Here is a 24,105-nt window from a genome sequence, read left to right on the forward strand (position 1 = left end):
GGATCCCATTTTCATATAGCGTCGTCGCACACACGCAGGACTGTGGAGGCGGTCATGACCGAGCGCGACGTACGCCTGGGCACGATCCAGGAAACCCTGCTGATCCCGCTCTACGGCCGGGCGGTGGAGAACCGCAAGCAGGAAGCGGTCCTTCGCGACTCCGTCGCCGAGAGGCTCGTCGCGGCGATCGACTACGACTTCGCCCGCTTCGACGGCCTGCCGATGCTGCTCGGCACCGTCCTGCGCACGAGCCTGTTCGATCGCTGGGTGGCGGACTTCCTCGCCGAACATCCCGCCGGAACTGTGGTGGAGATCGGTGCCGGCCTGAACACCCGCTATGAACGCGCCGACAACGGCCGGGCTCGCTGGTTCGACCTCGACCTGCCCGACGTGATCGAGCTGCGCCGTGACTTCTTCACCGACACCCCGCGCCGCACGATGATCGCCGCGTCGGTGACGGACGAGGCATGGGCGGACACCGTCGCCGCACACTCCGGCGGCCCCTACCTTTTCACCGCCGAAGCCGTCCTGCCCTACCTCCACGAGATGGACGTCCGGAACGTCATCGGCCTGCTCGCCGACCACTTCCCCGGCTCCCTACTGGCCCTCGACACCTCCGGCCCCGGCCACTTCGACACCCAGGACCAGCCGGACGCGCTGGGCAAGGTCGACGCCCGGATGCAGTGGAGCTGCGCCGATCCACTACAGCTCGCCGAGTGGCGACCGGGAGTCGAAGTACTGGCCTCCTGCACGTTCAGCAGCCTTCCTGCCCCGATGTACGACGAACTCCCGGCCCCTGTCCAGGAGATGCTCAGCGGCCTCGCCACCCAGCGACTTCCCCAGGTCGAGGATTACCGGCTGAACCTGCTCCGGCTGCCCTGACAGCGCCGACCGATCTCAGTCCGCATCCGACACCTCTGTGACGGGTGGTGCGGGCCAAGCGGCACGGCGCACTCCTGCATCGGTTCGGCGCCGTCGGCGAAGTGGACTGGCGCGGCACCGTCGACTCGATCAGTGTTCGAGCGATCAGAGGGAGCCCTCAATGGGACCGATCCCGACCGATCAGGGGTACCAGCTTGGTCATAACCTCGGCCGGCGAACAGCAAGTCCGGCTTCCGGCGCGGACGCCCGACCCGGCCGAGACCGGTGGGATCGCGTCGAGCAGCGGCAGCAGATGACGTCATTGCGGTTGCCTCCGGTCAGCAGGACCGCCAGCGGGGTGCCGTGCCCGTCGGTGATTAGATGGTGCTTCGAGCCGGCCCAGCCACGGTCGACCGGCGAGAAGCCCGCGTGGATCCCCCTTTTGGGCCGTGTCTGATAGGGGGTTGCTTGTCAGGCCGTCGGTCCCGAGCAGAGCCGCCGCACGTCCCGCACGAACGCATACGAGGCACTGACGAAGATCACAGCTCCAGCCCCGATCCAGAGAGCCGACGCCCCAGAACGGTACTCACGAACGGCAAAGGTGAGCAGCAGGGTGCTGACAAGGACGCCGAAGGCCGAGATCAGAAGGCTGACGCGGTTAGTCACCTGGACATCATCGACGACAATGTCGGCCTGCGGGAGTGATCCAACCGAATCGCCCTGGCTGCGGGCTCCGGCCTGCAGCGCCCTGTGACAGTTGCCGTCGGCGCCGGGGCCGTGTTCAGAACCACGGTCATACCGCCAAACGTGACCCGTCCGCTCGCCGCCGAGGCTAAGGAGACGCGCGTCTACGAAGGCTGCCCGCGCAGCGGGCCGTCAGGGGATCGCGACCGGCACGGGCTCTTCCTCGGGCTCGTCGGTGAGACCCAGGTGCAGGTGCTCGATGTGGTGGAGGGCCTGGTCGAGGAGTCCGGCGACGTGGTTGTCGTGCAGGGCGTAGACGACGGAGCGGCCCCGGCGGGTGCCGGTGACCAGGCCGAGGTTGCGCAGCACGCGCAACTGGTGCGAGCAGGCGGACTGTTCCATGCCGACGGCGTCGGCGAGCTCCGTGGCCGCGCAGGGGCCTTCGCGCAGGCGGGCCAGGATCAGCAGCCGTGAGGGGGTGGCGAGGGCCTGGAGGGTCTCGGCGACCTTCGGCGCGTTCTCCGGCGTCAGCCGGGTGCGCGGGGTGGCGGAGTCGCTCGCGGGGGGTTTCTGTCCATGGCCCATGCGGCCATCGTACGGGAATGAACGCATGAATAGCTGTTCAGATGTTCCTGTACGGTGGAGATGTCGGAACCCCCGTCCCCTCGAAGGCACCCGTCTGATGACTTCCACGCTGACCGCTCCCGCTGCGCCGGGGCACCGAGCCGCCGGGTCCCCGCCGCGGCGGCGCACCCGGCTCCTGGCGCTGCCCGAAGCCCGCTGGGCGCTGGCTGCCCTGGTCCTGTTCCTGATCGCACTGCCGCTGCATCTGCTCGGCGCCCCGGTGTGGCTGTGGGGTCCGCTGTATGCCGCCGTCTATGTCAGCGGCGGCTGGGAGCCGGGCTGGGAAGGCCTGAAGGCCCTGAAGGACAAGACTCTGGACGTGGATCTGCTGATGGTGGTCGCCGCGCTCGGCGCCGCCGCCATCGGCCAGGTCCTGGACGGCGCGCTGCTGATCGTCATCTTCGCCACCTCCGGCGCTCTGGAGGCGGTGGCGACCGCCCGGACCGCGGACTCGGTGCGCGGCCTGCTCGACCTGGCTCCCTCCACCGCGACCCGGCTGCTGCCCGACGGCCGCGAGGAGAGCGTGCCCGCCGAGCAGTTGGCGGTCGGGGACGTGATCCTGGTGCGGCCCGGTGAGCGGGTCGGCGCGGACGGCCGGGTCGTGGCCGGCGCGAGCGAGGTGGACCAGGCCACCATCACCGGCGAGCCGCTGCCGGTGACCAAGGAGGCGGGCGACGAGGTGTTCGCCGGCACGGTCAACGGCACCGGCGCCCTGCGGGTGCGGGTGGAGCGGGATCCGTCGGACTCGGTGATCGCCCGGATCGTGAAGATGGTCGAGGAAGCCTCCGAGACCAAGGCGCCGACCCAGCTGTTCATCGAGAAGATCGAGCAGCGCTACTCGGTCGGCATGGTCGCTGCCACCCTGGCGGTCTTCGCCGTTCCGCTGCTCTTCGGCGACGAGTTGCAGTCGGCACTGCTGCGCGCGATGACCTTCATGATCGTGGCGTCGCCGTGCGCGGTGGTGCTGTCCACGATGCCGCCACTGCTGTCGGCCATCGCCAACGCCGGACGCCACGGCGTGCTCGCGAAGTCCGCCGTCGCCATGGAACGCCTCGGCCAGATCGACACCGTCGCCCTCGACAAGACCGGCACCCTCACCGAAGGCACGCCCCGCGTCACCGACATCCGCCCGCTGACCGGCAGCGGCCTGAGCGAGAACCAGCTGCTGGCCTTCGCGGCGGCCGCCGAGCACCCCAGCGAGCACCCGCTGGCCCGCGCCGTCGTCGACGCCGCCCGCGAAAGCCGGCTTACCCTCGCGGACGCGGACGGCTTCACCTCCGTGCCGGGCCACGGCGTCACGGCCACCGTCGAGGGCCGCACCGTCCAGGTCGGCTCCCCGGACCGGCTCGTGCCCGCCGGCGCCGGCCCGGCGGATGCCGTCGTCCAACGGCTGGAGGACGCCGGGCGTACCGCCGTGGTGATTCTGATCGACGGGGAACCGGCCGGTGCGCTGGGTATCACCGACCGGCTGCGGCCCGATGCCGCCGCCACCATCGCCGCGCTCACCGCCCTGACCGGCCGTGCCCCGACCCTGCTGACCGGCGACAACGAACGCGCCGCGCGGCAGCTGGCCGCCGAGGTCGGCATCACCGACGTCCGCGCCGGACTGCTCCCGGAGGACAAGGTGGCCGCCGTCCGCGCCTGGGAGCAGGAAGGCCGGAAGGTTCTGGTCGTCGGCGACGGTGTGAACGACGCCCCGGCCCTGGCCGCCGCACACACCGGCATCGCCATGGGCAAGGCCGGCTCCGACCTCGCCCTGGAGACCGCCGACGCCGTCGTCGTGCGTGACGAACTCGCCACCATCCCCGCCGTCGTACGGCTGTCCCGCACCGCCCGCCGCCTGGTGATCCAGAACCTGGCCATCGCCGGGGCGTTCATCGCCGTACTGGTCGCCTGGGACCTGATCGGGACGCTGCCGCTGCCGCTCGGCGTCGCCGGGCACGAGGGCTCCACCGTCATCGTCGGCCTCAACGGCCTGCGCCTGCTGCGCGAGGCCGCCTGGACCAACCCCGGAAAGGACATCGCGTGAGCAAGCGCTCCCGCCGCACTGCCGCCGCCCCCTCCCCCACGTCCGCCGGGGCGGCGCGGTGCACGGTCACCGTGTGCCGGGGCTGCTGCTGCGGCACCCCGAAGATCCCCGGCTTCGACCACGCGGCCCAGCTGCGCGGCCTTCGCCGGGCACTCGATGGCACCGCCACCGTCCGAGTCACCGACTGCCTGGACGCCTGCGAGCACGCCAACGTCGTCGTCGTGCAGCCCTCACCCGCCGGCCGCGCGGCAGGCGGCCGGCCCGTGTGGCTCGGCCTGGTCAACGACCCCGACGCCACAGCCGACATCACCACCTGGATCGAACAGGGCGGACCCGGGCTCGCCGACCCGCCCGGCATCCTCGACCTGTACGGCTTCGCTCCCTCCCGCCGCGTGCGCGGGCAGGTGGAGGGCTGACGTACGGGACCCTCAGGAAGAGGCTCACAGGGCCTGCGGACGCCGCCATGTCTGGATGCCTTCGGGCGCGGCCGGCAAAGGTTCGAGCCCCACCGCCGACAGCTCGGCGGCCAGCGTCTCGTCGGAGATGACATGGCAGTCGAACTCTGTGGTCTCTTCCTGGATCAGGGCGTCGCCGCGCCAGGTCCGGTAGGTCATCACCCAGCGGATCAGGTCCTCGCCCACGACGTCGGCGCGCGCGAGGGTGTCGTAGCGGTGCCGTCCCAGCGTGCCGCCGGGGATCACCGACGGCGGGATGGCGGTCGCCGTCTGGGGGTGCTGCGACTCCATGATGAGCAGGCCGCCGGGCCGGAGCGCAGCGGCCCACTTGCGCCAGAGCCGAGCCCGCTGCTCCGGCGAGAAGTGCATGATGATGTTGAACAGCACCACGGCGTCCAGCGGGATGTCCACCTCGGCTTCCAGGGCGTCCTCGGGCAGCACGGTCACTGTGTCCGCAGCTGCCGGTATGCGGGACAACCGCGTGACCAGGGCGGCGCGCATGATGCGCGTCGGCTCGATCGCGAAGATCTCGCCGTCCGGCCCGAGCAGCTCCAGCAGTGTCTCGGTGAAGACCCCTGTGCCTGGGCCGATCTCTGCAAGGCCGGGCGGCGTAAGTCGACCCAGCCGATGGCCGGGCGTCTGCTGGACGGGAACATGCAGGCACTGCAGCAGTCTGGACCGGCTGGCGGCCTGTCTGCCGACCATGCCGGAGATTCCGGTCGACTCTGGCTATGGCGCCCAGCTCCTCCGGCACGGTAGCGAGCTTCTTCGCGACCTCCTCCGGAACCGCTCTGGCTGCCAGCGGCTGCCGTTTCAACCGATCAGTCGGGTGTCTCGGTCGAGTCGGCCGGCTCGGAATCGTCGGCGGGCGTGGACCGCTCGATGTCGTCGTTGGCCGCGGACCAGCTGGCCAGCAGGTTCAGGGCGTCCTGCGTGGGTGAGGCGGGCTCGGCGGTGTAGGTGAGGAGGACCTGGCTGGGGTCGTCGCCCACCGGGAAGGTCTCGAAGGGCAGGTCGAGGTCGCCGACGACCGGGTGGTGGAGGAGCTTCACGCCGGTGGTGTGGATGCGGACGTTGTGGGCGGCCCAGCGGTGACGGAACTCCTCGCTGCGGGTGGACAGTTCACCGATCAGGTCGGTCAGCCGCCGGTCGTAGAGATCGCGGCCGGCCTCGGCGCGCAGCATGGCGACACAGTCGCCTGCCACCTGGTCCCAGTCGCGGAAGAACTCGGTCGCTTGCGGGTCGAGGAAGACGAACCTGGCGTTGTTGGGCGGGCGCACAGGGTCGGCGTAGACCGGGGAGTACAGGGCGCGCCCGAGGTCGTTGGTGGCCAGGATGTCCCCCCGCCCGCTGAGGACGAACGCGGGTGTACCGCTCATCGAGTCGAGGACGCGCTGCACTGCGGGCCGCACGCGCTGCTGGGCGGGCCGGCGGCGTGGCGGACGGGTCGTGCCGGCGCCGCGCAGGAGGTGGAGCAGGTGGATTCGTTCGGCTTCGTCGAGCTGCAGTGCTTGCGCGATGCCTTCGATGACGCTTTCTGAGACGCCGGTGGCGTTGCCGCGCTCCAGCCGGGTGTAGTACTCGCTGGAGATGCCCGCGAGCAGGGCGACCTCCTCCCGGCGCAGCCCGGTGACGCGTCGGCGCTCTCCGCCGTAGGTCGGCAGTCCGGCCTGTTCGGGGGTGACCTTGGCCCGTCGTGTGCCCAGGAATTCCCGGATCTCTGCGCGGAAATCATCGCGGATGTCGCGGTTGGTGCCGTAGGGGTCTTTTCTGCCTGCCATGGGCTCCACTCTACGAGCGCTTCCGCGGGGTTGGGGGTCCCTGTCAGTGACCCCCTCCTCAGGGACTCCCACGCTCCCATGACAGCCGGTTTTGTTGGTGGTGCACCGCCCCACGGCGGTGTGAACGTCCCGGATACGGCGGCGCTTGTTCCGCCGCTTTCCAGTCCCCTTCGCGGCGCAGTCGGCGCCGTGATCACCAGAGTCAGAAGGACGATCATGCGTCGATACACCAAGCAGGCCGCCGTAGTCACGGCGCTGGGAGCGCTCAGCCTCGCGGCCTTCGGATCGGGAGTGGCGGCCGATACGGCCGACCGCACCACCGGTTCCGGGTCACCGTCTCGAGTCACGGCGGAATCGGTCTCCTGGAACCACGGGACCGCTCAGATGAACAAGCGCATCATGGAGCGCTACACCAGTGAGTACCTGCCCGGTCGCGATCCTGCTCTGGCGAGCAAGTTCGTCAGCCCGGACATCGTCGTGCACTCCGGCGGCCAGACGTGGCAGGGCCGCGACACCTATCTCGGCATCGTCGCGGCGAACCTGAAGGCGTTCCCCGACCTCAAGTGGACGGTGCAGGACATGCGGGCCGAGGGCGACACCGTGGCCGTCCGCTACACCATGACGGGCACCCACGAAGGACCCTTCGCCGGGGTCGAGGCCACGGGCAAGGCGATCCGCTCGGAGAGCATGGCCTTCTACCGCCTGTCACACGGCAAGATCGTCGAGGAGCGCGCCCAGCTCGACATGCTCGGCATCCTCCGGCAGATGGGCGCCATCCCCGCCGCATAGCAGCGGAACTCTGTACCGCACCCGCATTCAGCCCCCACGCCGACGCGATGACCGGCGCTCGCCGCGCCCACGGCACACACAGGCCCGCCCCCCGGCCCTGTGCCGCACATGCAGAGAACCGACGAAGAGAACCAAGGAAACAGGACACCCCCCATGGCATCGAAACTGACTGGCACTGTTGCTCTCGTCACCGGTGCGAGCAGCGGTATTGGCGAGGCCACCGCCCGCCAACTCGCCGAGCACGGTGCGTCCGTGGCCCTGGTGGCCCGCCGCAAGGACCGTCTGGACGCACTCGCCGCCGAGATTGGGAAGGCCGGTGGCACCGCGCTGGTGGTGGAGGCCGACATCACCGACCGCGCCCAGGCGGAGGCGGCTGTCGAGCGGACCGTCGAGCACTTCGGTCGGCTGGACATCCTGGTCAACAACGCCGGTCTGATGCTGCTGGGCCCCGTCGTCGGCGCGGACGCCGAGGAGTGGGAGCGCATGATCGCCGTGAACGTGAAGGGTCTGCTCTACACCACCCGCGCCGCCCTCCCGCACCTGCTCAAAGCCGCCGAGGACGGTACGCGCCGGGTCGCCGACATCGTCAACATCAGCTCCATCGCGGGCCGCGTGGCCTGGAACGGTTACGGCGTCTACAACCTCACCAAGTTCGGTGTGAACGGCTTCACCGAGTCCCTGCGCCAGGAAGTCACCCAACGGCACCTGCGCGTCGGTGTCCTGGAGCCGGGCGGTGTGAACACCGAACTGGACTCGCACAACAAGCCCGAGATCCACGGCGAGATGATCCAGCCCTTCCTCGACACGACCGAGATCCTCGCCCCCGAGGACATCGCCGACGGCGTCACCTACATGGTCACACGCCCCCGGCATGCCTCCATCGCCGAACTGTGGATCATGCCCACCGACCAAGCCTGACGCCGTCCGGCCCGCCCGATCCCTCCCCGCTTGGTCGGCCGCCGGGAACGCACGACCCATCACCACCGCACACACCAGATGCCGGATGCACGGCGCCTGAAAGGAAACCCATGAGCAAGGTCATTCTCGTCACCGGTGCCGGACGCGGTCTGGGCACGGACATCGCCCGCGAGGCCCTCGCCGCCGGCCACCAGGTCGTCGCCACCGGCCGCCGCCCCGACGAGGTCGAGAAGACCCTCGGTGGACCTCAGGACAACCTGCTGGTCACCAAGCTCGACGTCACCAGCCCCGAGGACGCCGAGTCCGCAGCGCAGGCCGCCGTCGACCGCTTCGGCCGCCTCGACGTCCTGGTCAACAACGCCGGGAACCTGTTCACCGGCTACTTCGAGGAGATCTCGCCCGCGCAGATGCGCCGGCAGTTCGAGACCAACCTGTTCGGTCCGATGAACGTGACCCGCGCCGTCCTGCCGATCATGCGCCGGCAGCGCGCCGGCCACGTCATCACCATCACCTCGACCGCGGGCCTGGTCGGCATGGAGTTCACCTCCGCCTACGCCGCCTCCAAGTTCGCGGAAGAGGGCTGGATGGAGTCCCTGCGCCACGACGTCGAGCCGTTCAACATCCACACCACGGTCGTGGAGCCTGGATTCTTCCGCACCGAACTCCTCGTGGACGGCTCCACGGTCTGGCCCGAGCTGTCCATCGAGGACTATGCCCCGCGCACCGCCCCGACGATCGAGGGCATGAAGAGCATGAACGGCAAGCAGCCCGGCGACCCCGCCAAGCTCGCCCGCGCCCTGCTCACCATCGCCCGGCAGGACAAGCCTCTGCAGCGCTTCGTCGCCGGTGCGGACGCCATCGAGGCCGTCGAGGCCAAGGCGAAGGAACTCCTCGCCCAGGCCGAAGCCTCCCGCGAACTGGGCGACAACCTCGCCTACGACGACACCCACGTCTGAGAGGGACACCATGCCACTGAAAGGTGAGTACGAGCCGAGCACGGCGCAGTTCGTGCGTGACCAGGTCGAGCTGTACGAAAGCTCCGGCGGCACCCGAGGAACGACGCTGGGTGTCCTGGTCACACGCGAAGAAGACGAGAAACTGGAGGACGTGCCCGTCGTCATCCTGACCACCCTGGGCGCCAAGAGCGGCAAGATCCGCAAGTCTCCCCTCATTCGGGTGGAGCACGACGGCTCCTACGCCGTGGTCGCCTCCGCCGGAGGAGCCCCCAAGCACCCGGTCTGGTACCACAACGCCGTGGCCGACCCCCGAGTCGAACTCCAGGACGGCCCAGTGCGCCAGGACATGCTGGCACGCGAGGTGACCGGGGACGAGAAGGCCATGTGGTGGGCCCGAGCCGTCGAGGCGTTCCCGCCCTACGCCGAGTACCAGAGGAACACGGATCGAGAGATTCCAGTCTTCGTTCTGGAGCCGGCGGCCCAGGAGCACTGACCCGGCACAGCCGGTTCAGCCTACCGATCCCAGCCGCCTGTCACTGACAACACAGCTTTGGCCTACGGCAACCCCGCGCCTGAGCAACACACCCCCACTTCCAAGGTCTGCCGACTGGTGGCACACCGCAGCGGCGACGACATCGCCCCCATCCCCGGAACAGCCCGCGCCCGGACTTCGCGAAGGACTGACGCCCCGGCGAAGTTCCCTGACCCGTCACACCGACCAACCCGCGTCCATTCACCCTCTCCCTGATCACTGAAAAGGTTTCTGACCATGTCCAAGGTTCTCCTTGTCGTCGGCCACCCCGACCTGTCCCAGTCGATGGCCAACGCGGCGCTCGTCGACGCCGTCCGCGATCTGCCGCATGTCACCGTGCACGACCTCTACGCCACCTACCCCGACTTCCAGATCGACGTCGCCGCAGAGCAGGCGCTGCTGGCCGACCACGATGTGATCGTCTTCCAGCACCCGGTGTTTTGGTACAACACCACCCCGCTGTTCAAGCAGTGGCAGGACAAGGTCTTCACCCTCGGCTGGGCCTTCACCATGGACGGCTCCGCCTCGCAGTTGGCCGGCAAGAAGGCCGTCGTCGCCGTCACCACCGGCGTCCCCGGCGAGCACTACACCCCCGAAGGCGCGAACAAGGCCACCATCGAGACCCTCCTCAGCAACTGGCACGCGACCCTGCGGCTGTGCCAGTTCGACATCCAGCAGCCTATGGTCAAGGTGTACGGCACCGCCTTCGGCCTCTCCGACGAGGACCTGGCCACCGCCGCCAAGCAGTACAACGAACTGCTCGCCTCCTACGCCGCCTGACGCTCTCTCACCACTGCGGCCCCTTGTTCCCAAGGTGACGCGGTGGTTCTGGGTCACACCAGTCTCCGGCCGCTCTTCGCCGTATCAGCCTCGAGCGGCCGGTGAAGTGACCGCGCAACCGCAGGGTTTCCTGGTAAGAAGCCGCAGTTCAACCGATCATGGAACGTGCGGGTCGAACAGGTTTCTCCCCGGGGCGATCTTGCTCGCCGTGTTCTCCGTCGTCAGCGGGGCGATCAACACGTCCTGGTCCTCCGGCGCAGCCCTCTCGGCCCGCGTCGCTCTTGAGACTCAGCTCGCCCGGGTCGTCTCTTTGACGCCCAGGTCCTCCGCAACCTCCGGGACCGTGTCCGTCACGATCCGTACCGCCCCCTCGCGAGAAGGCGTCAGCGGGGCTTCATGCCGTGGAGCAGGTGGGTGACCAGACACGGTCGGTCATAGACCGGTGCGGGCAACCATCCGTTTCATTAACGTCGTAAGGAAGGGCTGCGCTGAGCCGTGGTCATCGTCATCACCCTCGTCTGGGGCGCCGTGCTGGCGATGTTCGGCGCGCTCCACTGGTATGCCTGGCGCCGTCTCGTACGCGACACGACACGTCCCGGCTCGCTCCTGCGGCGCGCCGGAAGCTGTGTCTTCGTTGCCGGTCCTCTGCTGACCGTTGCCGCCCTGGCGGCCGAGACGAGAGCCCCCTTTCTCTTCCAACAGATCTTTGCCTGGCCCGGATACCTGTGGATGGTGCTGTTCCTCTACCTCCTGCTCGCACTGCTCGCGGGCGAGGCCGTCCGGCCTGTGCTGTGGCGCCTGCTCGCGCGACGAAGGGGCATTGAGGCACACGAGGAGACCCGCCCGGTGGTCGGGGCTGTCCCAGCCTCGCCCAGTGCGTCTGCGACAAACCGGAACACGGAACGTGCCGCCGGTGGGCCCCGGTCGGCGCTGGCCGCGCACGGCTTGTCCGGCACCACCCCGGAAACAGCGGCGACTGTCGCTGTGGCAAAGCCCCCGCGCACACCGGAGCCCGGATCCTTGCCACGCCCTGGAACGGCGGGCCCCTCACGTCGCCTGTTCGTCTCCCGCGTCATAGGCGGCAGCGCAGCGGCCCTCGCCGTCGGCACCGTCGGCTACGGCACGTACGGCGTGCTCCGCGGCCCCAAGGTCAAGCGGCTCACCGTTCCGTTGGCCAAACTCCCGCGCAGCGCGCACGGGTTCCGGATCGCCGTGGTCAGCGACATCCACCTCGGCCCGGTCCTGGGCCGCGACTTCGCCCAGCATGTCGTCGACACGATCAACGCCACCCAGCCCGACCTCATCGCCGTCGTCGGTGATCTGGTCGACGGCAGCGTGAAGGACCTCAGCCCGGCCGCTGAACCGCTCGCCGGGCTGCGGGCACGTCACGGGGCGTTCTTCGTCACCGGCAACCACGAGTACTTCTCCGGCGCCGAGCAGTGGGTCGAGAAAGTACGGGACCTGGGTCTGCGGCCGTTGGAGAACGCCCGCACAGAACTGCCCGGCTTCGACCTGGCGGGCGTCAACGACCTGGCCGGCACCGATGAAGGACAAGGGCCAGACTTCACCCGGGCCCTCGGCGACCGCGACCGCTCCCGCGCCGCCGTCCTCCTCGCCCATCAGCCGATCGTCATCCACGACGCCGTCCGCCACGGCGTCGACCTGCAGCTCTCCGGCCACACCCACGGCGGCCAGCTGTGGCCCGGCAACCTCATCGCCGACCTGACGAACCCGACACTCGCCGGACTCGAACGCTACGGCGACACCCAGCTCTACGTCAGCCGCGGCGCCGGGGCCTGGGGCCCACCCGTCCGCGTGGGTGCACCCTCGGACATCACCGTTGTCGAACTCGCCTCGAAACGGGCCTGACTGCGCGGCGACTTCGTGTCTTGATCCGCCGGTCTCACTGCCCCGTGCGCTGAGGGCGACAGGAACTCACAGTAGCGAGACGGCGGTTCACAGGTTCCAGGAGAAAAGTGAATTGCGTAAGGCCGAGGCCGAGTGGCAGGTGGAGCTCGAGCCCCTGCATCGGACAGCCGTCTGTTTCGCTCCGGCGGTAGTGAGAACCTGAATGCCGAGCGGCGTGGTCGGATCCGGGTCGTCCAGGAAGGACACGTCGACGGCGGAATGTCGGCGTGCAGTGTTGTAGGGCCGCCGACTGCGACTTCAGCAGTGCCGCACCGGAGGCGGCCGGGGCGCCGACCGGCATCTGGCTCATCTGAGTGGCCACGCCCGCGCGCAGCGTAAGGCGCATCGGCCGGGCCCGGTCAATTGCGCAGCACCGGGGCTGCCAAAGCCCCGACGATTCCATCCCAGCCACTTCATCAGGCTTCGCACCTCCACGCGCATCGGTGCAGAGAAGGATTCCCTACCCGGATGAAAGGTTCCAGGTATAAATCCCTACCCCTCAATGTCTGCCCATTCGGTGTCACACTGGCCGGTATGACTCGCAACGCACATCTCAACGAGCTGGGCGAGTTCCTCAAGACCCGCCGGGCCGAACTGGGCCCCCGCGCAGTGGGCCTGCCCGAGACGGGCGGCGTGAGGCGGGTCAAAGGTTTGCGCCGTGAGGAAGTCGCCCAGCTTGCCGCCATCAGCACCGAGTACTACACCCGCCTTGAGCAGGGTCGTATCCCTGCGTCGGGGCCGGTGCTGTCCGCTCTGGCGCAGGTACTCCGTCTGGACGACGACCAACGGGACTACCTCTTCGAACTCGCCGGTAGGGGCCAGGATCGGCCTCGTCGCCGTGCCGTGCAGAAGATACAGCCGACGCTGCAGCGCCTCCTGGACAACCTGATCGACACACCGGCAATTGTTCTGGGTCGCCGTACAGACGTCCTTGCCTGGAATTCCCTGGCTGCCGCGCTGATGACCGATTTCGCGGAGATTCCGGAGAAGAAAAGAAACCATACACGAATTCTTTTTACCGATCCTGCGATGAGGAGGCTGTACGCGGACTGGGAGGAGGTCGCTCACACCACCGTCGCGCAGTTGCGCATGCAGGCTGCCAAGTATCCCGATGACTCCCGGCTGGTCGCACTCGTCGGAGAGCTGTCGGTGCAGGACCCGCACTTCCGCCGTTGGTGGGGCGACCACCATGTCGCCGCCCGCACGATGGGGACCAAGACCTACCACCATCCTGTGGCCGGCAAGCTCACTCTTGACTGGGACACCCTCACCGCAAGCGTCGACGCCGAGCAGCAACTCGTCGTGCTGACCGCCGAGCCCGGCACCCCTTCCCACGACGCGCTGCGCATCCTCGCCTCCTGGGCCACGAAACACCAGCAGCCCGCACCCGACAGCACCACCTGACCGCTCGGGTGCGGGGCGACTTGGGACTGCCGACGGCATGCGGGGCACCCGCCATCGGCATCGCCCGAGCAGATCGCCATGCGCTACGTCACCGCCGTCCGCCCTCAAGCGGCTCCCAACGGAGCTGTACGGGATGCGGGATGCGGGCGCCCGTCAGTGCTGTGACGGTGCCGGTGTGGCGGCGTCGTCCTGCACGTGGGTGGAGCTTGTGCGCTGGGCCACGATCCGCGCACGGCGGGGTGCGCCGCTGACAGCGAGAGCGATCAACGGCAACAGAGACAGCGCGGCGGAGACCGCGCCGACCAGGGCCGGTCCGGTCAGGCCCAGAGCGGAGTCCATGGCTTGGCCGGCGATGGCCGATCCGGCGGCGATGCCCGTGTTGTAGGCGGAGGTCGTCAACGCCGAGGTCAGGGTGGGGGCGTCGCCTGCGAACCGGACGGCGAGGGACGTGACGACCGGGGGGACGGTGAACCCCGTCAGGGCCATGAGGAACACCAAGACGATGGCCGCGGCCGGGCTGTTCGACAGTGGGACCAGCAAGAACAGCGTCAGGGCGGTGGCCGCGGCGGCGGTGATGGTCGTGGCCATCGGACGGCGTTCACCCATGCCTCCGCCGATGGCGGTGCCGCCCAGTGCGCCGACGCCGAAACCGATCAGGACCAGCGGCACGGCCCCTTGCACAATGCCGGCACGGTCGGTCAGCAGCGGGGTGATGTAGGTGTAGGTCGCCAGAACACCACCCATGATCAGTACGGCGACGGCGAGTGCCAGCCACAGTCGGCCCTGCCGCAGAGCGCGTAGCTCGGCCCGCACCGATACCTCGGCGCGCTGCTCGACGGTGGGGATGAAGCGGCCGACGAATGCGGCCGCCAGGGCCGAGAGGGCGGCGAGAGCCCAGAAGGGGCCGCGCCAGCCGGTGAACTGGCCGGCGAAGGAGCCGATCGGTACGCCGATGACGTTGGCAAGGGTCAGGCCGCCTATCATCACGCCGACAGCCCTGGTGGAATTGCCGGGGCCCGCGGCAGCTGTGGCGATGACGAATCCGATCGCCCAGAATGCTCCGGTGGCCAGGGCCGTGACGACGCGGGCCATGAGGAGAATCGTGAAGGAGCTGCTCAGCGCGGCGACGATGTGCCCGAGGGCGAAGACGGTCAGGGCCAGGATCAGTGTCCGGCGCTGGGGCAGGCGCAGGGTGGCCATGGCCATGGTAGGCCCGCCGACGATCATGCCGATCGCGAAAGCGGTGATCAGCAGGCCGGCGCGAGACACGCTGACACCGAGGTCACCGGCCATCTCCGGCAGCAGGCCGGCGATGACGAACTCGGTGGTCCCCATCAGGAACGTACAGGCGGCGAGCACCCAGACGACGAAAGGCAGCTTGCCGGGGGCGGTCCCGGCTGCGGAAGGCATACGTGTGCCTCTCCTTGCAAGTAGTTGGTGGGTCAGGAATCGGATTCAACGGTGATGCGGTCAGCCGTGGCGAGCCGGTCGCCGGCGCCGCCGACGGCCAAAATCTGGAAATCTTCAGCGGCTTCGTACGGCACCGGCCCGCGTGAACGCCTCCGGCGAGACCCGGGTGCGCTGCGAGGTGGGGCTCAAAGCGGCGTCTACAGCAGTGTTGACGGCTGTCCGCTGGCGGCACGCACCTAAGCGATCGCACGGAACTCTCTCTGGCTCCAAGAGCTCATGATGGTTCTTCTCTCGCCGCTCTGGACGTGCGGCGCCGACGTCAGCGGTCGATGCTGGCCATGTTCGCCTCGTCGTGGCGTTCGCCGGCGGCGGGTGTGAGGTTGTTGAGGCGGTCGAGCTGGGCGGCGGTGAGTTCGATGGCGTCGGCGGCGGTGTTCTCTTCGACGCGTGAGACCCGGCGGGTTCCGGGGATGGGGGCGATGTCGTCGCCGCGGGTCAGCAGCCATGCCAGCGCGGTCTGGGCCGGGGTGGCTCCGATCTCGGCTCCGATGGCCCGCACCTCGTCGACGATGCGCAGGTTGCGCTGGAAGTTCTCGCCGGTGAACCGCGGGTTGGTCTTGCGCCAGTCGTCGTCGGTGAAGTCGTCGACGGTGCGGATCTGCCCGGTCAGCAGACCGTGCCCGAGCGGCGAGTAGGGAACGAACCCGATACCGAGCTCGCGCAGCAGCGGGAGGATCTCGGCCTCGACGTCGCGGGTCCACAGCGAGTACTCGGTCTGCAGCGCGGCCACCGGATGCACGGCGTGGGCCCGGCGGATCGTCTCGGGCCCGGCCTCCGACAGTCCGATGTGGCGGACCTTGCCCTCGGCGACCAGATCGGCCAGCGCGCCGACGGTCTCCTCGATGGGCGTGTTCGGGTCGACGCGGTGCTGGTAGTACAGGTCGATGTGGTCCGTGCCGAGCCGCTTGAGCGAGCCTTCGACCGCTGTCTTCACGTTGGCGGGGCTGCTGTCGATGACGCCGGGGCCGTCGCCGGCGTGGGAGACGAGACCGAACTTCGTCGCGATGACGACGTCGTCGCGCCGGCCTTTGATGGCCTTGCCGACGAGTTCCTCGCTGTGGAAGGGGCCGTAGATCTCGGCGGTGTCGATATGGGTGACCCCGAGGTCCAGGGCCCGGTGGATGGTGCGGATGGACTCTGCGTCGTCGAGTCCTCCGCCCGTGGTGTAGACGCCTGCCATGGTCATGGCTCCCAGGCCGATGCGCGAGACATCGAGCCCGCCCAGTGATACGTGCTTCATGAGGTACTCCTTGTCGTAACGGCCCGTCAGTCAGGCTTGGTCGGTGGGCATGATCCACAGTTCGGCGATGGAGGCGTGGCGGGGCCGGGTGACCATGTAGGTGACGCCGTCGGCGATGTCCTCGGGGGCGAGGATCTCGGTCGTGTCGAGGAAGGGCTGGATCATCTCGCCGTGGATCTCGGGCTTGTTGTGCGAGTCCAGTTCGGTGTTCACACCGCCCGGCTCCAGGACACCGACGCGCAGGTGCCGTTGGGTGACTTCCTGGCGCAGGGACTCGGTGAAGCCGTTCACACCGAACTTGGTGAGGTTGTAGACGCCGTAACCGTTCCAGGCCACGCGGCCCGCGATGGAGCTGATGTTGACGATGTCGGCGACCCGGCGCGTACCGTCCTCGGCGGCTTTGAGCAGGTGCGGGAGGGCGGCGCGGGTGGTGTAGAGCAGACCCTTCACGTTCACGGCGATCATGCGCTCCCACTCCTCGGCGTCCGCGCCGACGACGGGGCCCAGCAGCATCAGACCGGCGTTGTTGACCAGGATGTCCAGCCGACCGAAGTGCTCGACCGTCCGCTCGACCGCCGCCTCCGCCTGGGCGCGGTCGGTGATGTCGGCCTCCACCACCAGCGCGGTGCCACCGGCCTTCCCAATCTCGGCGGCGAGTGCGTCCAGACGGTCCTTGCGGCGAGCCACCAGGGCCACGGACGCACCATGCTCGGCGAGTTGGCGGGCGGTGGCCTCGCCAATACCGCTGCTCGCACCGGTGACGAGAGCAACAGTGCCAGTCAGTTTCGATGCCATAGGAGTTAGTCCTTTCCTCTTGATACACGGCGTAGGAGCAGACGGCTGGGCGCCGCCTCAGCGGCCTACTCCCACGCGCGGCGTGGACCTCTGTGTGGGCAGTTGAGGTGTGCCGGGTAGAAACCAGCGGCGGCCGTCTCGTCCTTGCAGGGGTGGCTGCGGTAGCGGTCTCCCCTGACGCGGCTACTCGCCCTGGTCGGCCAGGGAAGAACAGCGAGCTCCCACGCATTCGCGTCGAGCATGCTCATTCGTCAACCGTCTGCCGGATCCGTCGAAGGCACGGATGCAACCGTGCCATCGACTCCGGAAGGCGACAATGGGAGAGATCTTTCCGGGTATAAAACTCTACCCCCCACGAATTTTTGGAAGAGGGACGCTTGGCGCGCAGAGTGTAATTTTGGCTCCAAAGCAATATGCAGGAAGGTAGGGGGTACGATTTTCTCCCCGTATGGCCGCCGCTACCTACGGGAACGCGGGAGGTGTGGATGAAACGGCCCGGGGCCGGCTATGCGCCTCAGAAGAACGGATGGGAACATGAAACACGTCATGCTGGGGGATCTGGAGGTCTCCCGCATCGATCTCGGCTGACGGCGTCCCACGGTTATACGGGCAAGAACACGGACGACGCTGAGGTGATTCGCGCCGTCCATCGGGCACTGGAGCTGGGTGTCACTTTCATCGACACGGCCGAGGTGTACGGGCCTTTCCTCAATGAGGAGCTGGTCGGTCGGGCGCTCAAAGGCCGTCGTGACCAGGCCGCCGTCGTCGCGACGAAGTTCGGATTCGTCTCGCACTCGGGACGTGCGGGCATGCTCGACAGCAGCCCGGCGAACGTCCCGGTGGCCCTTGAGTGATCTCTCAGGCGGTTGGGCACCGACCACGTGGGTACCGGCTTCGTGCCCTGGTCCCCACTGGGCCAGGGATTCCTCGCAGGCGCCTTCCGGGCGATGGAGTCGTTCGCCCCGGATGACATGCGTTTGACCATGCCGCGGTTCTCCGAACCGGCGAACCTGCAGAGCAATCTGCGCCTCGTCGACGAGGTGAAGGCCATTGCCGATGAGGCAGGTGTCACACCCGCGCAGGCGGTGCTGGCCTGGTTGATGGCACAGGGAGAAGACACTGTGCCGATCCCCGGCACCCGGCACGTCGCCTACGTGGAGGAGAACACCGCCTCCGTCGACGTGCAGTTGACCCCCGACCACCTTGCGAGGCTCAGCCGCCTGCCTGCGGCCAGGGGCGACCGCCTTTCGCCGGAGCAGATGGCGATCCTCGACTGGAAAACGACGTGTCGTCAGAGCAACCCATTGCTCGGTTATCGCTGTAAAGAACCCGAGCATTAATGGTGAAGACGGCGTGGGCCCTCTCCTCATTCGGAGGAAGGCACGTTCCGGGTACAGATCTCTACCCCCCACCTGGGCTGTTCCGGGACGGCCCGCGCAGTACCGTGGCGGGCATGAGCAGGGACGCACACCTCAGCGAGCTGGGTGAATTCCTCAAGGCCCGGCGCGCCGAGCTGAGCCCGCGTGCAATGGGTCTGCCCGAGGGCGGGGCCTTGCGGCGGGTTCCGGGCCTGCGCAGGGAAGAAGTGGCGCAGTTGGCCGCGATCAGCACTGTGTACTACACCCGCCTGGAGCAGGGGCGCATCGAAGCCTCCGCTCCGGTGCTGATGGCCCTGGCCCGCGTGTTTCGCCTGGACGACGACCAGCGTGACTACATGCTCGAACTTGCCGGGAAGGAGAACACGCGGCCACGTCGGCGCTCGGTGCAGAAGGTCCGGCGGTCGACACAGCGGCTCCTCGACAATCTCACCGACACCCCCGCTATCGTTCTCGGCCGCTGCATGGACATTCTCGCTTGGAATCACCTTTCGGTCGCCTTGATCGCGGACTTCTCTCAGATTCCGGAAGGGCAGCGCAATTCTGCGCGAATGCTCTTCACCGATCCCGCAATGAGGAAATTGTATGCGGACTGGGAAACCGTAGCGCGTACCGTCGTGGCATTTCTGAGGATGGAAGCAGCGGACAACCCGGACGATCCAAGAATGACTGCACTCGTCGAGGAGCTGTCCGAAAAGGATCCTCAGTTCCGGGAGTGGTGGGCCGCCCACCAGGTGGCCCACCATTCCGTGGGGACGAAGACCTTCCGTCATCCCGTGGCCGGCGATCTCACCCTCGACTGGGAGACCCTCGCCTGCCCCACCGACCCCGACCAGCACCTCGTCATCTGGACCGCGGAGCCCGGTACCGCATCCCACGAAGGGCTGCGTTTCCTCGCCTGCTGGGCCGCCAACCACCAGCCGAGCACTGACGCCGCCGGCTGATCTCCTTCTGTTGGTGCGCGTCCCCGCGCCGTGCCGCGGGCAGGTGGGTCGTCATGCAGCTGTTCGTGTGGCCGATGCAAGAGTGTCCGGGGCGGGCTGGTGAATGGGTCCGGTACCGCGGGTCAGGGGCAGGCCGCTGCCGTGGTGGGTGTTGGCGATGATCTCGGCGGTGATGGAGATGGCGGTTTCCTCGGGGGTATGGGCGCCGAGGTCGAGCCCGATCGGGGAGTGCAGGCGCGCGAGCCGGTCGTCCGGTACGCCGGCTTCGCGCAGTGCATCGAGACGGTGGTCGTGCGTACGCCGTGAACCCATCGCACCGACGTAGCCGACGGGCAGGTCAAGGGCGAGACGAAGAAGGGGGATGTCGAACTTGGCGTCATGCGTGAGTACGCAGACCGCAGTGCGGGAATCCACCTCCGTGCCCTCCAGATAGCGGTGCGGCCAGTCGACGACAACCTCGTCGGCATGCGGGAAACGGGTCGGCGTCGCGAAGACCGGACGAGCGTCGCAGACGGTGACGTGGTAGCCGAGGAAGCGCCCGACCTCGCTCAGCGCACCCGCGAAGTCGACCGCGCCGAAGATCAGCATGCGGGGGCGGGGCGCGTGGGTGTGGACGAGGACGGACAGTCTCTCGGGGCAGGTGTCGGCGTCGCCGCCTACCTCGGTGCGAGCGGTTCGACCCGCCCGCAGCAGCGCGCGGGCCCGGGCCGCAACCGCGCGGTCCTCGCGCGCGCTGCTCAGGGTTCCGTCGTACGCGCTGCCGTCACCGAGGAGGGCGAGGGTGCGGCCGAGGAGTCCTTCCGGGCCGTCGATGACCTGGGCGAGGGCAGTCGGCCGGCCCTGGGTGACGGCTTCGAGGGCTGCGGCGAGGTGGGGCTCGGTAGTGGGGCACACACGCTGTACGAGAACCTCGATTTCGCCGCCGCAGGTCAGGCCGACGGCGAAGGCGTCGTCGTCGGAGTAGCCGAACCGGGTCAGGGCGGGAGTGCCACCGTCAGCCAGCACCTGTTGGCACAGTTCGTAGACGGCTCCTTCCACACAACCGCCTGAGATGCTGCCGACCGCCGTGCCGTCGGCGTTGACGGCGAGCGCGGTGCCGGGTGGCAGGGGTGCGCTGCCGCTGACCTGAACCACGGTGGCGAGGGCGAAGGGGCGGGCCTCGCGGCACCAGTCGTACAGCGTGTCCGCGATGTTCAGCATGGGCAGGTCTCCGGGTGAGACGACGTCGGACGTCGTTGAGGTGACGGCTTGAGGGCCACCGCCGTGCCGTCCGGGGGAGAAGGACGCGGCGGCGGCCCTGTCGGTCCGGCGGCGGGGAATGGCAGCCGCCGGACGGTCGGGTGAGCACTGCGGGCTCGAACCGGGCGAGCCCCTGGGTGGCTTAGAGCAGCGCTTCCGCAGTGATGGGCAGTTCGCGGACGCGGCGGCCGGTGGCGTGGAAGACCGCGTTGGCGATGGCGGGCGCCACACCGATGTAGACGATCTCGCCGAGTCCCTTGACGCCGATGGGGTCGGCTTCCAGGTCTTCGCCGCCGTCGAGGAAGATCCCCCGCAGGTCGGGGATGTCGGCGTTGACCGGGACCATGTAGTCGGCGAGGTTGGCGTTGACGATGCGGCCGTCGCGGTGGTCGGTGACCGTGTGCTCAAGGAGGGCCGCGCCGATGCCGCCGACCATCCCGCCCAGCGCCTGGCTGTCGGCGAGCTTGGGGCTGATGATGCGGCCCGCGTCGAAGACGCCGAGCATCCGCCGCACCCGAACCAGTCCGAGACTGGCGTCGACGGCGACCTCGGCGAAGATCGCACCGTAGGTGTACATGGAGTGCCGTGCTTGACCGGGGGTCCAGGAGCCGAGGACTTCGAGGTGGGTGCGGTTGTTGCGGGTCAGCAGCTGCCGGTAGGTCTCCCCGCGTGCCGGATTGTCCGACACGTGCAGCCGTCCGGCGCGGACCACGATGTCCTCGGCATCGACGCCGTACAGCGGCGAGTCCTTGTCCTCGACGGCCAGCTTGATCGCCTGCTTGCGCACCTTGTCGCAGCCGTCCTGGACGGCGGAGCCGATGTTGATCATGGTCTGTGAGCCGCCGTGGGGCGGTGCCGTCGGCATGGTGGAGTCGCCGAGCTGGAAGGTCACATTGCGCATCGTCAGGCCGAGGGCGTCCGCGGCGACCTGGGACTGGGAGGTGTAGGTGCCCGGACCCATGTCGCTGGTCGCGGACTGGATCAGGGCGGTGCCGTCGGCGTTCAGCCTGACTCGGGCCTGGGCCCCGTTCCGTATCACGTCGTAGGTGCCGACGGCCATGCCGGTACCGATGAGCCAATCGCCGTCGCGGGTGGAGCGGGGCTTGGGGTCGCGCCGGTTCCAGCCGAACTCGCGGGCGCCGACGGTGTAGCACTCGCGCAGTCGCCGGGTGGAGAACGGCAGCCCGTTGGACGGGTCCTCCTCCGGTTCGTTGTGCCGGCGTAGCTCGATGGGGTCGATGTCCAGCTCGTGGGCGAGTTCGTCCATCGCCGACTCGATGGCGAAGGCGGCGGTGGCGTAACCGGGGCCACGCATCCAGATCGGGGTGTTCACGTCCAGCGGCACCGTGCGGTGGTCCTGGCGGACGTGGGGCGCGTTGTAGACCATCTGCCCGGTGTTCAGGACGCCTTCGATGAAGTTCTCGTACGTCGAGGTCTCGGACTTCAGGTGCTGGACCATGGCGCTCACCCGGCCGCGCCGGTCGCTGCCCAGGCGCACCCGGTACTCGTACGAGGGCCGGTAGCCCACCCCGAAGTACAGCTGCCTGCGGGACAGCACGAGCTTGACCGGGCGGCCGGTCTCGCGGGCGGCGACCGCCGCGATGGCGATGTGCGGCCAGGCGCGAATGGCGTTGCCGAACCCGCCGCCGACGAACGGCGAGATGACGCGCACCGAGTCGTTCGGGATGCCGAACACGGCGGCGACGTCCTTCTGCGTGCCCATCGGCCACTGGGTCTTGTCCCACAGAGTGAGCTGATCGCCGTCCCAGCGGGCGATGGTGGCGTGCGGTTCCATCGCGTTGTGATGGGCACGGGCCTGCTGGTAGGTCGCGTCCACCTGTACGGCGGCGGATTCGTACGCCTTGTCCGCGTCGCCCCGCGCGTAGTTCACGGGTTCACCGGCCGGTGCGGTGGCCATGTCGGTCGAGGTCTTCTCGGCGTCGTAGCGGACCTTGACCAGGTGCGCAGCGTGCTCCGCGGCTTCCAGGGTGGTGGCCACCACGACGGCGACCGGCTGGCCGCGGAAGAGAACCTTGTCGTCCTGGAAGATCCGCAGCTGTTTGCTGTCCGGCCAGTCGTTCTCCGTGCCGCGGTAGGCCAGCCTGGGCGCGTTGAGGTGGCTGATGACCTTGATGACGCCGGGCTGGGCGAGGGCGGCACGGGTGTCGATGCCGGTGATGCGCCCGCGACCTATGGTGCTGTCCACGATGACGGCGTGGACGACGCCCTTGATGTCGTGTTCGGCGGCGTACGTCGCCTTCCCCGTCACCTTCAGCCGGCCGTCCACCCGGGACAGCGGCGCTCCGACGGCTGCCTGCGGCTGCGGGCTCACTTGGTACCTCCTACGATGCGCAGCTGGCGCTCGACGGTGCGTTTGAGGAGTTCGGCCTTGAAGCGGTTGTGCTCCAGCGGGCGGGCCCCGTCCACCGCATGCTTGGCGGCCTCGGCCCACAGCGCCCGCGAGGGCCGCTCGCCGATGAGGTGCCTCTCGACGGCGGGCAGCTTCCACGGCACAGTGCCGACGCCACCGGCGGCCACCTTGGCCTCGCGGATCACCCCGCCGCGTACGTGCAGCGCGACGGCCGCCGAAGTCAGGGCGAACTCGTACGACTGCCGGTCACGCACCTTCATGTAGCCCGACTTGAGCGGACGCGGGAGGGCCGGAATCTCGACGGCAGTGATCAACTCTCCCTTACGGAGGGACTGTTCGCGGTTCGGGGTGCTGCCGGGTCGGAGCAGGAAGTCGGCGAAAGGAATGCTGCGTGCACCGTCCGGGCCGAGCAGGCGGACGGTCGCCTCCAGCGCGGCGAAGGCCACGGCCACGTCGGAGGGGTGCGTGGCCACGCAGGAGTCGGAGGTGCCGAGGATCGCGTGGGTGCGGTTGAAGCCGTGCAGTGCGGCGCAACCCGAGCCGGGCTCACGCTTGTTGCAGGCGGCGGTCACGTCGCGGAAGTAGGTGCAGCGGGTGCGCTGCATGATGTTGCCGCCGATGGTGGCCATGTTCCGCAGCTGGGCCGAGGCGCTCAGCTCCAACGCCTCCGAGATGACCGGGTAGATGGTGCGGACCTTGGCATGCGCGGCGGCCTCGGCCATCCGCACCAACGCGCCGATGCGCAAACCTCCGCGCTCGGTGACGGTGACCTCGCGCAGCGGCAGTGCGCTGATGTCGACCAGCGTCTCAGGGCGTTCGACAGTCTCGCGCATCAGGTCGACGAGGGTGGTGCCGCCTGCGATGTAACGCCCACCGCGTCGCCCGGCGTTGAGCGCTTCAGCGGTGTTGGAGGCTTTGGTGAAGGCGAAGGGATACATGGGAGGCGGGT

The 24,105-nt window shown here is 68.7% G+C and carries 20 protein-coding genes and 2 pseudogenes; 12 read left to right on the top strand and 10 right to left on the bottom strand.

The window, feature by feature from the left end:
- Window positions 1–54: 54 nt before the first annotated feature.
- Window positions 55–882 carry a class I SAM-dependent methyltransferase gene (locus CP976_RS03175; protein WP_150478904.1) on the top strand — a complete coding sequence of 276 codons (828 nt, stop codon included), beginning with the start codon at window positions 55–57 and terminating at the stop codon, window positions 880–882.
- A 197-nt stretch (window positions 883–1,079) separates the two neighbouring features.
- On the opposite strand, the pseudogene CP976_RS43560 reads toward CP976_RS03175, so the two are convergent.
- Both CP976_RS43560 and CP976_RS03190 read right to left on the bottom strand, forming a co-directional pair.
- Window positions 1,080–1,305: pseudogene (locus CP976_RS43560) on the bottom strand (transposase); the annotation flags it as partial.
- A gap of 432 nt (window positions 1,306–1,737) precedes the next feature.
- Window positions 1,738–2,130 carry an ArsR/SmtB family transcription factor gene (locus CP976_RS03190; RefSeq protein ID WP_150478906.1) on the bottom strand — a complete coding sequence of 131 codons (393 nt, stop codon included), beginning with the start codon at window positions 2,128–2,130 and terminating at the stop codon, window positions 1,738–1,740.
- Between the two features lie 97 nt (window positions 2,131–2,227).
- Here CP976_RS03190 and CP976_RS03195 point away from each other — a divergent pair, with 97 nt between their 5' ends.
- Together CP976_RS03195 and CP976_RS03200 are read left to right on the top strand one after the other, a co-directional pair.
- On the top strand, window positions 2,228–4,198 hold the full coding sequence (locus CP976_RS03195) for a heavy metal translocating P-type ATPase (protein ID WP_150478907.1): 1,971 nt from the start codon (window positions 2,228–2,230) through the stop codon (window positions 4,196–4,198).
- Entirely contained in the window at window positions 4,195–4,614 is a 420-nt protein-coding gene (locus CP976_RS03200; protein ID WP_150478908.1) for a (2Fe-2S) ferredoxin domain-containing protein, read from the top strand. Before CP976_RS03195 ends, CP976_RS03200 begins: the two co-directional genes overlap by 4 nt.
- A 24-nt stretch (window positions 4,615–4,638) precedes the next feature.
- Here the strand turns inward: CP976_RS03200 and CP976_RS03205 are convergent, their stop codons facing one another.
- Both CP976_RS03205 and CP976_RS03210 read right to left on the bottom strand, forming a co-directional pair.
- Window positions 4,639–5,358 (bottom strand): class I SAM-dependent methyltransferase, encoded by a 720-nt coding sequence (locus CP976_RS03205; protein WP_150478909.1) that lies wholly within the window; start codon window positions 5,356–5,358, stop codon window positions 4,639–4,641.
- Between the two features lie 116 nt (window positions 5,359–5,474).
- Complete coding sequence (locus CP976_RS03210; protein WP_150478910.1) at window positions 5,475–6,434, bottom strand: helix-turn-helix domain-containing protein; 960 nt, start codon at window positions 6,432–6,434, stop codon at window positions 5,475–5,477.
- A 216-nt stretch (window positions 6,435–6,650) separates the two neighbouring features.
- Between CP976_RS03210 and CP976_RS03215 the strand changes: the two genes are divergently transcribed.
- From CP976_RS03215 to CP976_RS03245, 7 genes are all read left to right on the top strand, one after another.
- Entirely contained in the window at window positions 6,651–7,223 is a 573-nt protein-coding gene (locus CP976_RS03215; protein WP_167537261.1) for an ester cyclase, read from the top strand.
- Window positions 7,224–7,376: 153 nt separating this feature from the next.
- Window positions 7,377–8,141, top strand: a complete 765-nt coding sequence (locus tag CP976_RS03220; protein WP_150478912.1) for an SDR family NAD(P)-dependent oxidoreductase — start codon at window positions 7,377–7,379, stop codon at window positions 8,139–8,141.
- A gap of 110 nt (window positions 8,142–8,251) precedes the next feature.
- Window positions 8,252–9,097, top strand: coding sequence for an SDR family oxidoreductase (locus tag CP976_RS03225; protein WP_150478913.1), 846 nt, complete (start codon window positions 8,252–8,254; stop codon window positions 9,095–9,097).
- A 10-nt stretch (window positions 9,098–9,107) separates the two neighbouring features.
- The gene (locus tag CP976_RS03230; RefSeq protein ID WP_150478914.1) at window positions 9,108–9,590 is read left to right on the top strand and encodes a nitroreductase family deazaflavin-dependent oxidoreductase; all 483 of its coding nucleotides are present in this window, start codon (window positions 9,108–9,110) and stop codon (window positions 9,588–9,590) included.
- A 276-nt stretch (window positions 9,591–9,866) separates the two neighbouring features.
- On the top strand, window positions 9,867–10,409 hold the full coding sequence (locus tag CP976_RS03235) for an NAD(P)H-dependent oxidoreductase (RefSeq protein ID WP_150478915.1): 543 nt from the start codon (window positions 9,867–9,869) through the stop codon (window positions 10,407–10,409).
- A gap of 495 nt (window positions 10,410–10,904) precedes the next feature.
- Complete coding sequence (locus CP976_RS03240; protein ID WP_229876716.1) at window positions 10,905–12,278, top strand: metallophosphoesterase; 1,374 nt, start codon at window positions 10,905–10,907, stop codon at window positions 12,276–12,278.
- A 573-nt stretch (window positions 12,279–12,851) separates the two neighbouring features.
- Window positions 12,852–13,721 (top strand): helix-turn-helix domain-containing protein, encoded by an 870-nt coding sequence (locus CP976_RS03245; protein ID WP_150478916.1) that lies wholly within the window; start codon window positions 12,852–12,854, stop codon window positions 13,719–13,721.
- Window positions 13,722–13,874: 153 nt separating this feature from the next.
- Here the strand turns inward: CP976_RS03245 and CP976_RS03250 are convergent, their stop codons facing one another.
- The 3 genes from CP976_RS03250 to CP976_RS03260 all read right to left on the bottom strand — a co-directional run bounded on the left by CP976_RS03250 (window position 13,875) and on the right by CP976_RS03260 (window position 17,226).
- Window positions 13,875–15,131 carry an MFS transporter gene (locus CP976_RS03250; RefSeq protein WP_150478917.1) on the bottom strand — a complete coding sequence of 419 codons (1,257 nt, stop codon included), beginning with the start codon at window positions 15,129–15,131 and terminating at the stop codon, window positions 13,875–13,877.
- A 319-nt stretch (window positions 15,132–15,450) separates the two neighbouring features.
- Complete coding sequence (locus tag CP976_RS03255; RefSeq protein WP_150478918.1) at window positions 15,451–16,431, bottom strand: aldo/keto reductase; 981 nt, start codon at window positions 16,429–16,431, stop codon at window positions 15,451–15,453.
- A gap of 30 nt (window positions 16,432–16,461) precedes the next feature.
- On the bottom strand, window positions 16,462–17,226 hold the full coding sequence (locus CP976_RS03260) for an SDR family NAD(P)-dependent oxidoreductase (protein WP_150478912.1): 765 nt from the start codon (window positions 17,224–17,226) through the stop codon (window positions 16,462–16,464).
- Window positions 17,227–17,760: 534 nt separating this feature from the next.
- On the opposite strand from CP976_RS03260, the pseudogene CP976_RS43240 reads away from it, so the two are divergent.
- Window positions 17,761–18,503, top strand: a pseudogene (locus tag CP976_RS43240) (aldo/keto reductase); the annotation flags it as partial.
- 176 nt (window positions 18,504–18,679) lie between these two features.
- The gene (locus tag CP976_RS03270) at window positions 18,680–19,546 is read left to right on the top strand and encodes a helix-turn-helix domain-containing protein (protein ID WP_150478919.1); all 867 of its coding nucleotides are present in this window, start codon (window positions 18,680–18,682) and stop codon (window positions 19,544–19,546) included.
- A gap of 51 nt (window positions 19,547–19,597) precedes the next feature.
- On the opposite strand, the gene CP976_RS03275 is transcribed toward CP976_RS03270, so the two are convergent.
- The 3 genes from CP976_RS03275 to CP976_RS03285 form a co-directional block, all read right to left on the bottom strand.
- A complete protein-coding gene (locus CP976_RS03275; protein WP_150478920.1) occupies window positions 19,598–20,746 on the bottom strand; it encodes an XdhC family protein in 1,149 nt (382 codons plus the stop codon).
- A 181-nt stretch (window positions 20,747–20,927) separates the two neighbouring features.
- Window positions 20,928–23,117, bottom strand: a complete 2,190-nt coding sequence (locus tag CP976_RS03280; RefSeq protein ID WP_150478921.1) for a xanthine dehydrogenase family protein molybdopterin-binding subunit — start codon at window positions 23,115–23,117, stop codon at window positions 20,928–20,930.
- Window positions 23,114–24,094, bottom strand: a complete 981-nt coding sequence (locus CP976_RS03285; RefSeq protein WP_150478922.1) for an FAD binding domain-containing protein — start codon at window positions 24,092–24,094, stop codon at window positions 23,114–23,116. Before CP976_RS03285 ends, CP976_RS03280 begins: the two co-directional genes overlap by 4 nt.
- Window positions 24,095–24,105 lie beyond the last annotated feature (11 nt).

The organism is Streptomyces coeruleorubidus (assembly GCF_008705135.1).
GTDB lineage: Bacteria > Actinomycetota > Actinomycetes > Streptomycetales > Streptomycetaceae > Streptomyces > Streptomyces coeruleofuscus.

Bases quoted from the DNA above. Each gene is read 5' to 3' on its own strand.
- CP976_RS03175 (WP_150478904.1), top strand. From the start codon at position 55: ATGACCGAGCGCGACGTACGCCTGGGCACGATCCAGGAAACCCTGCTG.
- CP976_RS03190 (WP_150478906.1), bottom strand. From the start codon at position 2,130: ATGGGCCATGGACAGAAACCCCCCGCGAGCGACTCCGCCACCCCGCGC.
- CP976_RS03195 (WP_150478907.1), top strand. From the start codon at position 2,228: ATGACTTCCACGCTGACCGCTCCCGCTGCGCCGGGGCACCGAGCCGCC.
- CP976_RS03205 (WP_150478909.1), bottom strand. From the start codon at position 5,358: ATGGTCGGCAGACAGGCCGCCAGCCGGTCCAGACTGCTGCAGTGCCTG.
- CP976_RS03210 (WP_150478910.1), bottom strand. From the start codon at position 6,434: ATGGCAGGCAGAAAAGACCCCTACGGCACCAACCGCGACATCCGCGAT.
- CP976_RS03215 (WP_167537261.1), top strand. From the start codon at position 6,651: ATGCGTCGATACACCAAGCAGGCCGCCGTAGTCACGGCGCTGGGAGCG.
- CP976_RS03220 (WP_150478912.1), top strand. From the start codon at position 7,377: ATGGCATCGAAACTGACTGGCACTGTTGCTCTCGTCACCGGTGCGAGC.
- CP976_RS03225 (WP_150478913.1), top strand. From the start codon at position 8,252: ATGAGCAAGGTCATTCTCGTCACCGGTGCCGGACGCGGTCTGGGCACG.
- CP976_RS03230 (WP_150478914.1), top strand. From the start codon at position 9,108: ATGCCACTGAAAGGTGAGTACGAGCCGAGCACGGCGCAGTTCGTGCGT.
- CP976_RS03235 (WP_150478915.1), top strand. From the start codon at position 9,867: ATGTCCAAGGTTCTCCTTGTCGTCGGCCACCCCGACCTGTCCCAGTCG.
- CP976_RS03245 (WP_150478916.1), top strand. From the start codon at position 12,852: ATGACTCGCAACGCACATCTCAACGAGCTGGGCGAGTTCCTCAAGACC.
- CP976_RS03250 (WP_150478917.1), bottom strand. From the start codon at position 15,131: ATGCCTTCCGCAGCCGGGACCGCCCCCGGCAAGCTGCCTTTCGTCGTC.
- CP976_RS03255 (WP_150478918.1), bottom strand. From the start codon at position 16,431: ATGAAGCACGTATCACTGGGCGGGCTCGATGTCTCGCGCATCGGCCTG.
- CP976_RS03260 (WP_150478912.1), bottom strand. From the start codon at position 17,226: ATGGCATCGAAACTGACTGGCACTGTTGCTCTCGTCACCGGTGCGAGC.
- CP976_RS03270 (WP_150478919.1), top strand. From the start codon at position 18,680: ATGAGCAGGGACGCACACCTCAGCGAGCTGGGTGAATTCCTCAAGGCC.
- CP976_RS03275 (WP_150478920.1), bottom strand. From the start codon at position 20,746: ATGCTGAACATCGCGGACACGCTGTACGACTGGTGCCGCGAGGCCCGC.
- CP976_RS03285 (WP_150478922.1), bottom strand. From the start codon at position 24,094: ATGTATCCCTTCGCCTTCACCAAAGCCTCCAACACCGCTGAAGCGCTC.